The 14,714-nt window shown below is 65.9% G+C and carries 12 protein-coding genes; 8 read left to right on the top strand and 4 right to left on the bottom strand.

The features are described 5' to 3' along the window. Positions 1–12: 12 nt before the first annotated feature. The 8 genes from IDF66_RS04095 to IDF66_RS04130 all read left to right on the top strand — a co-directional run bounded on the left by IDF66_RS04095 (position 13) and on the right by IDF66_RS04130 (position 12,816). On the top strand, positions 13–3,735 hold the full coding sequence (locus IDF66_RS04095; RefSeq protein ID WP_190265802.1) for a nitrate reductase subunit alpha: 3,723 nt from the start codon (positions 13–15) through the stop codon (positions 3,733–3,735). Next, complete coding sequence (gene narH, locus IDF66_RS04100) at positions 3,735–5,399, top strand: nitrate reductase subunit beta (RefSeq protein WP_164308710.1); 1,665 nt, start codon at positions 3,735–3,737, stop codon at positions 5,397–5,399. The genes IDF66_RS04095 and narH overlap by 1 nt, the downstream gene beginning before the upstream one ends. Then, entirely contained in the window at positions 5,396–6,043 is a 648-nt protein-coding gene (gene narJ, locus IDF66_RS04105; RefSeq protein ID WP_164308709.1) for a nitrate reductase molybdenum cofactor assembly chaperone, read from the top strand. Before narH ends, narJ begins: the two co-directional genes overlap by 4 nt. 7 nt (positions 6,044–6,050) lie before the next feature. Then, positions 6,051–6,797, top strand: a complete 747-nt coding sequence (narI, locus tag IDF66_RS04110; protein WP_190265803.1) for a respiratory nitrate reductase subunit gamma — start codon at positions 6,051–6,053, stop codon at positions 6,795–6,797. Next, the gene (locus IDF66_RS04115) at positions 6,794–8,014 is read left to right on the top strand and encodes a nitrate/nitrite transporter (protein ID WP_190265804.1); all 1,221 of its coding nucleotides are present in this window, start codon (positions 6,794–6,796) and stop codon (positions 8,012–8,014) included. Before narI ends, IDF66_RS04115 begins: the two co-directional genes overlap by 4 nt. A gap of 86 nt (positions 8,015–8,100) precedes the next feature. Beyond that, a complete protein-coding gene (locus IDF66_RS04120) occupies positions 8,101–8,880 on the top strand; it encodes a MarR family transcriptional regulator (RefSeq protein ID WP_317628583.1) in 780 nt (259 codons plus the stop codon). Continuing rightward, positions 8,880–12,146 (top strand): helicase HerA domain-containing protein, encoded by a 3,267-nt coding sequence (locus tag IDF66_RS04125; RefSeq protein WP_190265805.1) that lies wholly within the window; start codon positions 8,880–8,882, stop codon positions 12,144–12,146. The genes IDF66_RS04120 and IDF66_RS04125 overlap by 1 nt, the downstream gene beginning before the upstream one ends. A gap of 70 nt (positions 12,147–12,216) precedes the next feature. Next, positions 12,217–12,816, top strand: coding sequence for a DUF4262 domain-containing protein (locus tag IDF66_RS04130; RefSeq protein ID WP_164308706.1), 600 nt, complete (start codon positions 12,217–12,219; stop codon positions 12,814–12,816). Positions 12,817–12,935: 119 nt separating this feature from the next. On the opposite strand, the gene IDF66_RS04135 is transcribed toward IDF66_RS04130, so the two are convergent. The 4 genes from IDF66_RS04135 to rplN are packed head-to-tail and all read right to left on the bottom strand — an operon-like array spanning position 12,936 to position 14,390. Then, entirely contained in the window at positions 12,936–13,121 is a 186-nt protein-coding gene (locus IDF66_RS04135) for a type Z 30S ribosomal protein S14 (RefSeq protein WP_161062092.1), read from the bottom strand. Position 13,122: 1 nt separating this feature from the next. Next, the gene (gene rplE, locus IDF66_RS04140) at positions 13,123–13,701 is read right to left on the bottom strand and encodes a 50S ribosomal protein L5 (protein WP_164308705.1); all 579 of its coding nucleotides are present in this window, start codon (positions 13,699–13,701) and stop codon (positions 13,123–13,125) included. Between the two features lies 1 nt (position 13,702). After that, positions 13,703–14,020, bottom strand: a complete 318-nt coding sequence (rplX, locus tag IDF66_RS04145) for a 50S ribosomal protein L24 (RefSeq protein WP_164308704.1) — start codon at positions 14,018–14,020, stop codon at positions 13,703–13,705. Between the two features lies 1 nt (position 14,021). Beyond that, the gene (rplN, locus tag IDF66_RS04150; RefSeq protein WP_161062089.1) at positions 14,022–14,390 is read right to left on the bottom strand and encodes a 50S ribosomal protein L14; all 369 of its coding nucleotides are present in this window, start codon (positions 14,388–14,390) and stop codon (positions 14,022–14,024) included. Between the last annotated feature and the right edge of the window lie 324 nt (positions 14,391–14,714).

Raw genomic sequence — 14,714 nt, forward strand, 5'->3', positions numbered from 1 at the left:
TGGTTTTCGAGTGTGAGCCGATCATCCGGAGTTGACGGCGAAGCGGCGAAGGCTCTGCTGGACGTCGGCAGATTCTTCACCCGGTGGGACGAGAGCGACGACGGCCGTGCGGTGTTCCGTCGTGGCGGGCGGGCGGGTGATGTCTTCTATCGTGACCGGTGGAGCCACGACAAGATCGTGCGGTCCACCCACGGGGTCAACTGCACCGGCTCGTGTTCCTGGAAGGTCTACGTCAAAGACGGCATCATCACCTGGGAAACCCAGGAGACCGACTATCCGTCGGTAGGACCCGATCGACCCGAGTACGAACCCCGCGGATGCCCACGCGGCGCGGCGTTCTCGTGGTACACGTATTCCCCCACCCGCGTGCGCTATCCCTACGCACGCGGCGTGCTGGTGGAGATGTTCCGGGAAGCGCGAGCCCGGCTGGGGGACCCGGTCCTCGCGTGGGCCGACGTGGTCGGGGATCCGATGCGGCGTCGGTCCTATCAACAGGCGCGCGGCAAGGGTGGCCTGGTGCGGGTCACGTGGGACGAGGCGATCGAGATCGCGGCCGCCGCCCATGTGCACACCATCAAGACCTACGGACCCGACCGTTGTGCCGGCTTCTCCCCCATCCCGGCGATGTCGATGGTCTCCCATTGCGTGGGAACACGATTCATCCAGCTGATCGGCGGCGTGATGACGTCGTTCTACGACTGGTACGCCGACCTCCCGGTCGCCAGCCCGCAGGTGTTCGGCGACCAGACCGACGTCCCGGAATCGGGCGACTGGTGGGATGCAACGTATCTGATGATGTGGGGCTCGAACGTGCCCGTCACCCGGACGCCGGACGCGCACTGGATGGCAGAGGTCCGCTATCGGGGCACCAAGATCGTCACGGTCAGCCCGGATTACGCCGACAACACCAAATTCGCCGACGAGTGGCTACCTGCCCAGGCGGGCACCGATGCCGCGCTCGCCATGGCGATGGGGCACGTGATCCTCACGGAATTCTTTGTGCGCAAACGTACCCCGTTCTTCGACGAGTACGTGCGCACCTACACCGACCTGCCCTTCCTGATCCACCTCGAGGAACGTGACGGTGACCGGGCACAGGGCTACGTACCGGGCAAGTTCCTGACCGCCGACGAAGTGGGCGACGCGACGAGCGCTGCCGAGGAGGACGTCTGGAAGACGGTGATCCTCGACGAGGCGACCGGACAGCCGGTGGTGCCCAACGGTTCCATGGGTTTTCGCTATGCCGACTCCGGTGTCGGACAGTGGAATCTCGACCTCGACGGAGTCGTCCCGGCGCTCACGCTGCACGGTGATTCCGCCGAGGCCGTGCCGGTGAGTTTCCCGGCGTTCGACGCCCCGGACGGCAGCGGTTCGGTCGTGCACCGTGGCGTGCCGGCGGTCCGTGTCGGTGGTCACCTCGTCACCACCGTGTTCGACCTCATGCTCGCGCAGTACGGCGTGGGGCGTGACGGACTGCCCGGCGACTGGCCCAGCGGCTACGACGACGTCGAGACCCCGTACACACCTGCATGGCAGGCCGAGATCACCAGCGTCCCGGCCGAGGCGGCCATCCGGATCGCACGCGAATTCGCCACCAACGCCGATGAATCCGAAGGCCGGTCGATGATCATCATGGGCGCGGGCATCTGCCAGTGGTTCCATGGCGACGCCACCTACCGGTCGATCCTGTCGTTGTTGATCCTCACCGGCTGCATGGGCCGCAACGGCGGGGGGTGGGCGCACTATGTCGGGCAGGAGAAGTGCCGTCCCATCACCGGCTGGATCTCCCTCGCCAACGGGCTCGACTGGACCCGGCCGCCCCGCACGATGACCGGCACGTCGTACTGGTACATGCACACCGACCAGTGGCGCAACGACGGGTATTCGGCCGCCTCTCTGACCTCCCCGCTGTCCCGCGGGGTTCTCGACCACCAGCACACCGCCGACACGATCGCACAATCGGCTCGGCTCGGGTGGATGCCCTTCTACCCGCAGTTCTCGAGCAATCCCCTCGACATCGCCGAGTCGGCCCAGTCCGCGGTCGATCGCGGCGATGCGGAGAACATCGGCAGCTATGTGGCGCGCGAGCTGACGTCGGGCGGCCTGACCCCGGCGATCTCCGACATCGACGCAGCCGAGAACTGGCCCCGCACCCTGGTGCTGTGGCGCTCGAACCTGATGGGATCGTCTGCGAAGGGCAACGAGTACTTCCTCCGTCATCTGCTCGGCACCCATCACAATGTGCTCGGCACGGAGAACCCCGATGCTCCGCGTCCGCGCGACGTGGTGTGGCGCGACGAGGCACCGGAGGGCAAGCTCGACCTGCTGATGTCGGCCGATTTCCGCATGACATCGACCACTTTGCTCTCCGATGTCGTGTTCCCGGCGGCGACCTGGTACGAGAAGCACGACCTCTCGTCCACGGACATGCATCCGTTCGTGCATGCCTTCTCGCCTGCGATCGACCCGCCGTGGGAGGCGAAGACCGACTTCGACATGTTCCATCTGCTCGCCACGAAGTTCTCGGATCTGGCGCGTACCCATCTCGGCGTGCGTCGCGATCTGGTGAGTGTGCCGCTCCAGCACGACACCCCCGGTGAGACCGCCCAACCGCATGGGCGGGTGGCCGACTGGTGGGGTTCCGACGGGGCGGTGCCCGCCCGTCCAGGACGCAACATGCCGAACTTCAGTGTGGTGGAGCGTGACTACACGGCCATCGCGGACAAACTCGGCACCGTCGGCCCGCTCGCCGATTCGTTGGGATTCACGGTGAAGAACGTGACCTACGAGCTCACCGATCAGACCCGCAAGCTCGCCGAGTCCAACGGGGTCATGCTCGGCGGCGCAGGCGACGGACGTCCGGCGATCGACACGGACGCCAAACTCGCCGAGGCGATCCTGACGCTGTCCGGGACCACCAACGGCGAACTCGCCGTGCAGGGTTTCCGCACCCTCCAGCGACGGGTCGGTTTCCTGCTCGACGATCTAGCTCGTGGGTCCGAGGAGAAACGCATCCGGTTCGCCGACACACAGCAGGCCCCGGTGCCGGTGATCACCTCGCCCGAGTGGTCCGGATCGGAGACCGGTGGGCGACGCTACGCGCCGTTCACGGTGAACATCGAGCGGCTCAAGCCCTTTCACACCCTCACCGGCCGGATGCACTTCTACCTCGATCACGATTGGATGATCGACATCGGTGAGTCACTGCCGATCTATCGGCCGCCACTGGACATGCACCGGCTCTTCGGCGAGCCGAGACTCGGACCCGACGGCGACCGGCAGATCACCGTCCGCTATCTGACCCCGCACTCCAAGTGGTCGATCCACTCCGAGTACCAGGACAACCTGTTCATGCTCTCGCTCTCGCGCGGCGGGCCGACGGCGTGGCTCAGTCCCGACGACGCCGCGTCCATCGACGTACACGACAACGACTGGATCGAATGCACCAACGCGAACGGCGTGGTGGTGTGCCGGGCGATCGTGAGTCACCGTATGCCGAACGGCGTCTGCTACGTCCATCACGCGCAGGAGCGCACCATCGATGTACCGAAGTCCGAGGCGACCGGACGGCGCGGCGGTATTCACAATTCGGTGACACGTCTGCTCGTCAAGCCGACGCACATGATCGGCGGCTACGCGCAATTGTCCTACGCCTTCAACTATCTGGGCCCGGCAGGCAATCAGCGCGACATGGTCTCGACCATTCGCAAACGCAACCAGGAGGTGACGTACTGATGCGGGTCATGGCCCAGATGGGCATGGTGATGAACCTCGACAAGTGCATCGGGTGCCACACGTGTTCGGTCACCTGCAAGCAGGCGTGGACGAACCGTGCGGGTACCGAGTACGTCTGGTTCAACAATGTCGAGACACGTCCCGGGCAGGGTTACCCGCGTCGACACGAGGATCAGGAGAAGTGGCGCGGAGGTTGGCACCTCGACAAGAAGGGGCGCCTGCGGCTCCGCACCGGCGGCCGGCTTCAGAAGCTGTTGACACTCTTCGCCAGCCCCGTGCAGCCGACCCTCGACGACTACTACGAACCGTGGACCTACGACTACCAGACCCTGGTCGATGCACCCCTCGGCGACGACTTCCCGGTGGCCCGGCCCAAGTCGCTCATCACCGGCGCGGACACCAAGGTCTCGTGGTCGGCCAATTGGGACGACAACCTCGGCGGTGCGCCGGAGATGGGCGCCCTCGACCCCATCGTCGAGAAGCTGCGCCGCGAGTCCGAGGATGCGATCACATTCAGCTTCGAACAGACGTTCATGTTCTATCTGCCGCGGATCTGCGAGCACTGCCTCAATCCGTCGTGTATGGCGTCCTGCCCGTCCGGTGCGATCTACAAGCGATCCGAGGACGGGATCGTCCTCGTCGACCAGGATCGTTGCCGCGGCTGGCGTCAGTGCATCACCGGATGTCCTTACAAGAAGATCTATTTCAATCACAAGTCCGGCAAGGCCGAGAAGTGCACCTTCTGCTACCCGCGTATCGAGGTGGGACTGCCAACCGTCTGTTCCGAGACCTGTGTGGGGCGTCTGCGGTACCTCGGGCTGTTCCTCTACGATGCCGATGCGGTGACCGCCGCAGCGTCGGTGCCCGATGACAAAGACCTCTACCAGGCACAGTTGGATCTGATGCTCGATCCCGACGACCCCGACGTGATCGCGGCGGCACGAGCGGAAGGAATCCCGGACGACTGGCTCGACGCCGCCCGACGTTCGCCCGTGTACGCCCTCGCCAAGAAGTACCGCGTCGCACTGCCCCTGCATCCGGAATATCGCACCATGCCGATGGTCTGGTACGTCCCGCCGCTGTCCCCCATCGTCGACCTGTTGTCCGAACAGGGACATGATGCAGAAGATCACCGTAACCTGTTCGGCGCCATCGACTCCCTGCGTATCCCGCTCGACTATCTGGCCGAACTGTTCACCGCAGGCGACACAACGGTGATCGGTGACGTCCTGCGGAAGCTGGCCGCGATGCGTTCGTACATGCGCGATGTCACCCTCGGGCGCGAACTCGATGCGTCCATACCTGCCCGTGTCGGCATGTCCGAGGAGCAGATCTACCAGCTGTACCGGCTGATGGCCATCGCGAAATACGAAGAGCGCTACGTGATCCCGACGGCTCATCTCGAGCAGGCGCACGAGCTCGAGGAGATCGGATGCGCCCTCGACTACGACGAGGGCCCCGGCATGTTCGACTCGTCCGCGTTCGGGGAGGCTAGCGGACGGCCTGCACCGGTGTCGGTGGAGACCTTCCATGCCCTGCGGCAACGCCAGACCAGTGACACCGCAGCGGGGTCGGACAGCATGTCGGGCCGGACCAACCTGCTCAACTGGGATGGCAACGGGGTCCCCGACGGCATGTTCCCGCACAGATCGGAGGGACGATGAGATTCGCACGTCACCGCACGCCCGATCCGGCGATCATCCACCAGTGCGCGTCGATCTGTCTCGGGTACCCCGACGACGAGATGATGGCGATGGTGCCGCTCCTCGACGCCGCGCTCGGACGGCAACCCGCGGACGTCGCGATCACCGGACTCCGGTCATTTGTCGGGCATCTACGGGAGTCGGAGCCGAAGATCTTGCGGCAGAACTACATCGACCTCTTCGACCTGTCCCGCAAACACACACTGTACCTGTCGTATTGGACTGCAGGCGACACCCGCAGGCGCGGGGAAGAGCTCGGGGCATTCAAACGGCACTACCGCGACAGTGGCTTTCTGGTCGACCTTCGGGGCGAACTCCCCGACCACCTTCCGATCGTCCTGGAGTTCGCGGCCCGCGTCGACCCGCAGGCGGGAGTCCGCCTGCTGCAGGAGTATCGGCCCGCCCTCGAGCTCCTGCGTCTGTCGCTCCTCGATCGGCAGACACCGTACGCGGACGTCGTCGCCGCCGTGTGCGCAACCCTGCCCGGCGAGTCGCCTGCGGACCGTCGCGCCGTGATGGCGATGCAAGGGGCGCCACCGCCCTCCGAGTCGGTCGGGCTCGAACCGTTCGACCCCAGGCTCCTCCCGATCGCCGGAACGAGGTGACGAGGTCATGGACGTGGTGGCGTGGGGTGTGCTGCCGTACGTGACGCTGCTGCTGCTCATCGGCGGCACGATCTGGCGGTACCGCTACGACAAGTTCGGCTGGACGACACGCTCGTCGGAGCTCTACGAGTCGCGCCTGTTGCGTATCGGGTCTCCTCTCTTCCATTTCGGAATCCTTGTGGTGATCATCGGGCACGCAATGGGTTTGGTGATACCGGAGTCGTGGACCGACGCGATCGGTGTGTCCGAGGACATGTATCACATCACCGCGGCGCTCTTCGGGTTGATCGCCGGGATCGCCACCCTCGGGGGTCTGTCCATCCTGATCTACCGACGGCGACGCTCCGGCCCGGTCTTCATGGCCACGACCACCAACGACAAGGTGATGTACGTGGTTCTGACGGCCGCGCTGGTCCTCGGTCTCTTCATCACGCTGATCGGCACCGTTCCGGGCGCCGAGGGAGTGAACTACCGCGAAACGGTGGCACCGTGGTTCCGCTCCATCTTCTACCTGCAACCCGACGTCCACGCGATGAGCGAGGCACCCCTGCGCTTCCACATCCACGTCCTCGTCGGGATGCTCGTGTTCGCGATGGTGCCGTTCACGCGCCTCGTCCACGCCTTCACCGCGCCGGTGCACTACCTCTTCCGGCCCTACATCGTCTATCGGAGCCGAGACGCTGCGCGAGCTCCCGGTAGTCGTACGTCCCGGCCCGGTTGGGCGCCCGTCGGAACAAAGGATCGCCAGCGATGACCATCACCACACCGACGCCTGCTGCACTACGCGCCGGCCAGACGCGCAACCTCGCACTCGCGACGCTGGCCTTCTGCATCAGCTTCTGGGCCTGGAACCTGATCGCGCCGCTCGGCGTCCGGTATGCCCAGGATCTCGACCTGTCGTCCACGCAGAAATCCGTGCTGGTGGCCATCCCCATCGTCGTCGGCTCACTCGGGCGCATCCTCACCGGGGCCCTCACCGACCGATTCGGTGGGCGTCTGATGTTCCCCGTCCTCCTCGTGGCGACCGCACCCTTCGTCGTACTCGTCGCAGTGGCAGGCGAACTCGGTTCGTACCCGATGATGCTCATCGTCGGGTTCTTCCTCGGCATCGCCGGCACCACCTTCGCCGTCGGCATCCCGTTCGTGAACGCCTGGTACGAGCCGTCGAAACGCGGTTTCGCCACCGGCATCTTCGGGGCAGGGATGGGCGGGACAGCGCTGTCGGCGTTCTTCACGCCCCGGTTCGTGAGCTGGTTCGGGTACGTCACCACCCACGTGATCATCGCGATCGCACTCGTGGTGGTTGCCGCCCTCGTCTGGATGTTCATGCACGACTCCTCCGGATGGCAGCCGAACCGTGCGGCGGTGACACCCAAGCTCGTCGCCGCCGTGAAACTGCCGATCACCTGGCAGATGTCGTTGCTGTACGCGGCCACCTTCGGTGGTTTCGTCGCCTTCTCCACCTATCTGCCGACGTACCTCAAGGACATCTACGACTTCGACCTGCAGGCCGCGGGAACCCGTACCGCCGGATTCGCCGTCGCGGCCGTGATCGCCCGGCCGATCGGCGGTGTGCTCTCCGATCGTTTCGGCCCCCGCGCGATCACGTTCATCTCCTGTGCCGGCGCCGCGGTGCTGGCGATCTGGATGATCACCGAGCCGCCGCTGGAAATCCCCGCCGGCATCAACTTCGTGTTGATGGCGGCCTGTATGGGCCTCGGGTCGGGCTCGGTGTTCGCCTGGGTGGCGCAGGCCGCGCCCCCCGAACGCGTCGGATCGGTGACCGGCATCGTCGGCGCCGCCGGCGGGATGGGCGGCTTCTTCCCGCCGATGGTGATGGGCGCGACCTACAACGCTGCCGAACACAGTTACACCATCGGACTGACGCTACTCGTCGTCTTCGCGACCGGCGCCGCGCTGTTCACGCTGTTCGGGATCAAGCGCAAGCCGGTGCCGCAGTCCACCGTGTGACGCGCGCGTTCACATTCCCTCGATCTCATCTCGTGCGGCCGACATCCATCCAGGTCGGCCGCACGAGATGACACCGCGATACCGCGGTGGCGCATCCTCGGGCCCCTCGACCCGAGCCGCGGTCGGCGCGGACCGATATATTCCTCAACGATGACCGCCGCACCCATGCCGCCGGCCGCCTCGAGGAGCCACTGACGTTGGAACACCATCCACTGACGCCGTCGCAGAGCGCTGTGTTGTTCGTGCTGATGTCGCAGGCACGAGATGTGTCGAACCCGGAACTCCGGACCCTCGCGCCCGAACTGACCCGCCCGAGCCGGCAGAAGCTCATCGACCTGGGCCTCATCGAATCGGCGAAGGGACCACGCAACAGCTACGTGCACAGCCTGACCGATCGCGGGTGGGCTTGGTGTGCAAGAGAACTCGACGAGACACCGCCCAAGGGCGCGCAGCCGCCGATTCGTGCGCTGTATGCGGTGATGGCGAGCATCGGGCGGTACCTCGTCGCCGACGACCTGCGCCTGCACGAGGTGTTCCGACCTCCCGCATCGCCTCCCGTACCGGTACCCGTCGCGCCCCCGGCAGCACCCATCGCGCCCGACGACGACGTCGACCGCCGGATTCGTGCCGCCTATACGCACTCGGCGCGCGGGCCCGGCGCCTGGGTGGCGATGACCACGCTGCGGGCCGCTCTCCCCGATGTCGAGGCGGCCGAGCTCGACGACGCCCTCGTCCGCCTGCAGAGGCGACCGGGGGTGAGTCTCATCCCGCAGGAGGATCAGATGCTGCTGACCGACGCCGACAGGTCGGCCGCGGTGCGGGTCGGCACCCAGCTGTGTCACCTCTTCGCGATCGAGGACCTCTGATGGACGAACCCACCCGGCAAGCGCTCGAATCGATCCGACTCGATTGGGCCGCCACCCCGGACGACGTCTGGGGATCGCAGGCGCCACTGCATGTCCGGGGATTGCACGAGCCAACCGTGGACGAGATCATCCGTGCCTTCGACGACGCCAGACGCAGCAGCGGCGCGAGTCCGCTCGGTGTGGCCGTGCGGGGACCGGCAGGTGCGGGCAAGACCCACCTGCTCGGCCAGGTCCGCGAACGTGTCCAGGCGGCGGGCGGATACTTCTTCCTCGTCAAACTCCTGGACGGCGAGGATTTCTGGCGTTCGGTTCTGGTCGCCATGCTCGAGGATCTGAGTCGGCCCACTCCGACCCACCGATCCCAACTCGCCCAGCTCCTCGATCAACTCGGCCGCGACACCGGGGTCGCGGCGGCCGATCTGGACGCCGTGACCGGCACCACCGAGGTGACCCCCGAGATCCTCGACCGCTTCATCACGTCGGTGTACACCAAACACTCGCGACACCGCCGCAGATCCCAGCACATCCTGCGCGCGCTCGTGCTGACCGAGGCGGACGACTTCGCCACCAAGGATCTCGGCGAGGCGTTTCTGCACCTCGACGTCGACGACGGGCAGGAGTTGGCCGTCTGGGGTATCCGCAACGCCCGGCTCGGCTACCACGAGATCGTCGAGAACATCTCCCGGATCATCGCCTTCGACAACGCGTCGGTACTGGCCATCGACCAGATCGACACGCTCATCGAGGCCGCGAAGTCGGAGAACCGGCACGACGAGAACGCAGTCGAGAAGGTCGCCCACGGCCTCATGTCCATCCGCGAGACGATGAGCCGTACGGCGGCGGTGGTCTCGTGTATCACGGCCGCCTGGGACTATCTGGAAAACCGGGTCATGGCGTCGGCGACGGACCGGTTCCGTCAGCCACCCAACCTACAACGGCCCTCGACCGCCGACTTCGGACGCGCCCTGCTCGCCAAACGTTTTGCACCATGCTTCGCCGAGGTCGGCTTCCGCCCTCCTTACCCCACGTGGCCGGTCACCGACCGGGCGCTCGTGGCATCGGTGGATTTCACTCCCCGCGAACTGATGCGCACCGCGGACCGTCACATCGGCGCCTGCCTGCGCGCCGACACCTTCACCGAGATGACGTCGCTGACCGCCGATCAACAGCCCGAGTACACCTCGCAGTCGGACGAGAATCCCGCGCTCGCGCAGCTCGATCGGCGTTTCGACGAACTGCTCGATGCCACCGACCCGGCGCCGGCTGTGGCCCCACAGAGCGAGGATCGCGTCGTCCCGCCATTACTCCAGGCGGGACTGGCCTCGTGGATCGAGGCACTCGGAGACGCCGGGACGGCCTTCAAACAGGATCCGAAGCCCAGCCCCAAAGCCGTTCTGCACGGGCGCATCCGACGTATCCTCGATCCGGATACCGACGCCGAGCAGTCGTGGGCGTTTCGTGGACTCTCGGCCACCCATCACCGCGCAGTGCAGGCCCGACTCGCCAACGCGACGACAGCGGCCGGACTCTCTCTCGGGACTGCGGCCCGTGCACTCATCGTCCTCCGACGTGAACCCTGGCCGTCGGGCGCCAGGACCCAGGAGATGGTGGCCGAGTTCGAGCAACGCGGTGGCCGAGTGATCTCCTGGACCGATGAGGACATCCGCGTCCTCTCCGCGTTGGCCCGGATACGTTCGGAGCGTTCGGAATTCCTCACCGAGTGGATCGCGCGACGCAACCCCGCGGCCCGCGTCGGCTTCATCAAGGAGATCCTCGAGCCGGCCGTCGACGCAGCGCCGCCCACCCTGGATGTCGTCCCGACCCCCACCGCTGCCGTACGGCCCGATGGCCCTCGCGGCTGGACCGCACCGGAATCGTCCCGCCCTGTCGACCGCTACGCCGTTCCCGCGCTCAGCGAAATAGCCCAGAACGTGGTCCTCGGCGCCTTCTCCACCGTAAAGAGCTCGGCCCCAGAGGTTTCGGGGGAAACGGGTGCGGGAGTGACGCAGCAGACCCGCGCGACGTCACCGGACGGCACCGCCATCCCGCTCGGGACCGTGGTCGGCGACGGCCGTCCCGTGCACATCGGCCTCGAAGCCCTCCGCAAGCACACCGCAATCTTCGCGGGTTCGGGTTCGGGGAAGACCGTGCTGATCCGCCGGATCGTCGAAGAGGCTGCCCTGCAGGGCGTCTCGTCGATCGTGCTCGATGTGAACAACGACCTCGCGCGGCTGGGTACGGCGTGGCCGCAGGGGACCCGCGACTGGCACACCGGCGACGAGCGCAAGGCTGCCGATTACCTCGCAGGCACCGAGGTCGTGGTGTTCACCCCCGGCCGGAGCAACGGGAGACCGCTGAGCTTTCGTCCGCTGCCGGATTTCGCGGGTGTCCTCGATGACCCGGACGAGTTCACCGCCGCGGTCGAATCCGCCGCGGCCGGTCTCATCCCCCGAGCCATGGTGGCAGGCAAGACCGCCAAGTCGGTGCAGTCGCGCGCGGTCCTGCACGATGCACTCCGGTACTTCGGCAGACAGGGCGGCGGTGCGATCGCCGACTTCATCGACGTGCTGGCCGATCTGCCGGACGACGTGAGCGGACTGATGAACGCGCGCAAGTTCGCCGGTGAGATCGCCGAGAACCTGAAGGCGGCACGCGCGAACGACCCGATGTTCGGCGGGCACGGCGTCCCGGCGGACCCCGGCCTGCTGCTCACGCCGTCGCCGGGCTTCCGGGCCCGGGTGTCGGTGATCAACCTCGCGGCACTGAGCAGCGACGACAAGCGCAACAACTTCGTCAACGAGCTGCAGATGGCCTTGTTCGCGTGGATCAAGAAGAACCCGGCGGCACAGCTACCGCTCGGCGGACTCTTCGTGATGGACGAGGCGCAGAACTATGCGCCGTCGGATCGGACGACCCCGTGCAGCCAGAGCACCCTCGCCCTGGTCTCCCAGGCCCGTAAGTACGGTCTTGGTCTGGTCTTCGCCACCCAGGCGCCGAAGGGCCTGGACAACAAGATCCCCGGCAACGCGTCGACGCAGTTCTTCGGCCTCCTCAACTCCCCCGCCCAGATCTCCGCGGCCCAGGCGATCGCGAAGACCAAGGGCAGTGTCATCCCGGATGTCGGACGACTGTCGACGGGCGTGTTCTACACGGCACTCGACGGCGGAGTGTTCGCGAAAACGCAGACTCCCTTGTGCCTCTCGTACCATCCGAAGAGCCCGCCGACGGAGGACGAGGTCGTCGCGATCGCCCGAGGCGACCGCTGACCTGCTGCGCGCGGTTTCTGTCGGACCCGTTTGCTCTACTCGAGTGCATCTTCGAACAAAGGAGCGAATCATGTCCGACCATGCCGCCGCCATCCGGGGACTGCGCCGCTGGCATCCGAACCCGTTGGTTCAGGACACGATCAACCGAATCCGAGCACACGGATGGGCGGTGACCGCGATCAGTGAGCAATGCTCCTGCCCGTCCGACGAGTGCCATCCGCCGGATTGCTCCTTCGCCTACACCTCGGGGATGGGTCTGCACAGCATCCCGGAGCTCGCCGTCTACGGGCTCGACGCCTGGACCAGCCGGGAGTTGCTCAACGAGCTCGGTGACATCTTCCACACCTACGACTGGCGGGACGCGGTCGATCGAGGTGTCGAGATCATGGTGAGCTCCCTCGACGTCCCGGTCCGCGTCATCGAGATGATCGACAAGGACGATCTGGTCGTGACGGGCGAGTTGTTCCCGGACGCGCCGGCACTGCAGGCGGTCTGGGCGGATGACTTCGGGAAATACCCGTGGGACGAGGGCTATGCGCTCACCGAACTCGATCAGAAGCTGACAGGCGTTGCCGGCACGGGCGCAGATCGGGTCCGGGCACAGCGGGTGATCAACCGCGGGGCCGGCCCCAATCGGGCGCAGCGCAGAGCAGCCTTGCGCAGGCGCTGAACGCACGAACGGCCCCACCTCTCGCCTGAGAGGTGGGGCCGTTCGAACTGCGTTGTGCCGCTGGTGGTCTCGATACGCCCTTCGCTACCGCTCCGGGCCACTCGATCAGCAGCGAAAAGTCACCAGCTGGACTTCTGCACGCCCGGGAGCTCACCGGCGTGTGCCATCTCACGCAGGCACACACGGCAGAGGCCGAACTTGCGGAACACCGAGTGCGGACGGCCGCAACGGTTGCACCGGGTGTAGCCCCGCACGGCGAACTTGGGCTTTTTGTTGGCCTTGTTGACCAGAGCCTTCTTTGCCATGTCAGTTGTCCTTCACGGAGTTGTCTTTGAACGGGAAGCCCAGCGCGCGAAGCAGTGCGCGGCCTTCGTCGTCGGTGGTGGCCGAGGTGACGACAGTGATGTCCATACCCCGCGGCCGATCGATGTTGTCGATGTTGATCTCGTGGAACATCGACTGCTCGTTCAGGCCGAACGTGTAGTTGCCGTTGCCGTCGAACTGACGATCCGACAGTCCGCGGAAGTCGCGGATACGCGGGAGGGCGATGGACACGAGTCGGTCCAGGAACTCCCACATCCGGTCACCGCGCAGCGTGGCACGGGCACCGATCGGCATGCCCTCACGCAGCTTGAACTGCGCGATGGACTTGCGGGCGCGACGGATCTCCGGCCGCTGACCCGTGATCAGGGCGAGGTCGGAGACCGCGCCGTTGATCAGCTTGGCGTCGCGGGCGGCGTCGCCGACACCCATGTTCACCACGACCTTGACCACGCCGGGGATCTGCATGACGTTGTCGTAGGTGAATTCCTTGTTGAGCGCGTCCTTGATTTCCTCGCGGTAGCGCGTCTTCAGCCGAGGCTGGACATTCTCAGTAGTGGTCATGTCAGATGTCCTTCCCGTTCTTGCGGGAAATCCGGACCTTCTTGCCGGTCTCCGCATCCTCGCGGTAGCCCACGCGGGTCGGAGTTCCGTCGGAGTCGACGACCATCACGTTCGAGACGTGGATCGAGGCCTCCTGGGTCACGATGCCGCCGGAGGCTGCACCACGCTCGTTCGCCGAGGCGGCGGTGTGCTTCTTGATTCGGTTCACGCCCTCGACCAGGACCCGCTGCTCCTTCGGGAAGGCCTGGATGACCTTGCCCTTGGCGCCCTTGTCCTTGCCCGAGATGACGATCACGGTGTCACCCTTGTGCACCTTCATGTCAGATCACCTCCGGTGCCAGCGACACGATCTTCATGAACTTCTTCTCACGCAGCTCACGGCCGACCGGGCCGAAGATGCGGGTACCACGGGGGTCGCTCTCACCCTTGAGGATGACGGCGGCGTTCTCGTCGAAGCGGATGTAGCTTCCGTCCGCACGACGGCGCTCCTTGGAGGTGCGCACGATGACCGCCTTGACGACCTCACCCTTTTTGACGTTGCCGCCCGGGATGGCGTCTTTGACAGTGGCGACGATCACGTCACCAATGCCGGCGTAGCGCCGCGAGGAACCGCCCAACACGCGGATGCACAGAATTTCCTTTGCACCGGTGTTGTCGGCGACCCGCAGGCGAGATTCCTGCTGAATCACTCGTCAATCTCCTTGACCTGGATGTTGATGTCCGCCGGATTGCCGACCCGACGCACACGGTCTGTCACCACCGGACACGCGCCTGCCTGGGGTTTTGCGTCCAACATGGCGTCAGAGCGGCCATCCCAGTGGGTTCACGAGCCGATTCGCGACACATCTGTGCCGCAGGCAACCCCACAAGTGTAGGGGAAACCGCAGGTCGGAACCAAATCTCGGCCGATCCGGTCGTTCTCCCAACGATATCGCGGTTGCCGTCGCCGAGATTTCGGTTGCCGTCGGCGAAATGTCCGTTTCTCGTCGACGCGATGCCGCGACGATCCACGC

This window comes from Gordonia hankookensis (assembly GCF_014673215.1).
Classification (GTDB): domain Bacteria; phylum Actinomycetota; class Actinomycetes; order Mycobacteriales; family Mycobacteriaceae; genus Gordonia; species Gordonia hankookensis.

What these genes read in the sequence shown, in the direction of transcription:
- narH (WP_164308710.1), top strand. Translation starts at nt 3,735, where the DNA reads ATGCGGGTCATGGCCCAGATGGGCATGGTGATGAACCTCGACAAGTGC.
- narJ (WP_164308709.1), top strand. Translation starts at nt 5,396, where the DNA reads ATGAGATTCGCACGTCACCGCACGCCCGATCCGGCGATCATCCACCAG.
- narI (WP_190265803.1), top strand. Translation starts at nt 6,051, where the DNA reads ATGGACGTGGTGGCGTGGGGTGTGCTGCCGTACGTGACGCTGCTGCTG.
- IDF66_RS04115 (WP_190265804.1), top strand. Translation starts at nt 6,794, where the DNA reads ATGACCATCACCACACCGACGCCTGCTGCACTACGCGCCGGCCAGACG.
- IDF66_RS04125 (WP_190265805.1), top strand. Translation starts at nt 8,880, where the DNA reads ATGGACGAACCCACCCGGCAAGCGCTCGAATCGATCCGACTCGATTGG.
- IDF66_RS04130 (WP_164308706.1), top strand. Translation starts at nt 12,217, where the DNA reads ATGTCCGACCATGCCGCCGCCATCCGGGGACTGCGCCGCTGGCATCCG.
- IDF66_RS04135 (WP_161062092.1), bottom strand. Translation starts at nt 13,121, where the DNA reads ATGGCAAAGAAGGCTCTGGTCAACAAGGCCAACAAAAAGCCCAAGTTC.
- rplE (WP_164308705.1), bottom strand. Translation starts at nt 13,701, where the DNA reads ATGACCACTACTGAGAATGTCCAGCCTCGGCTGAAGACGCGCTACCGC.
- rplX (WP_164308704.1), bottom strand. Translation starts at nt 14,020, where the DNA reads ATGAAGGTGCACAAGGGTGACACCGTGATCGTCATCTCGGGCAAGGAC.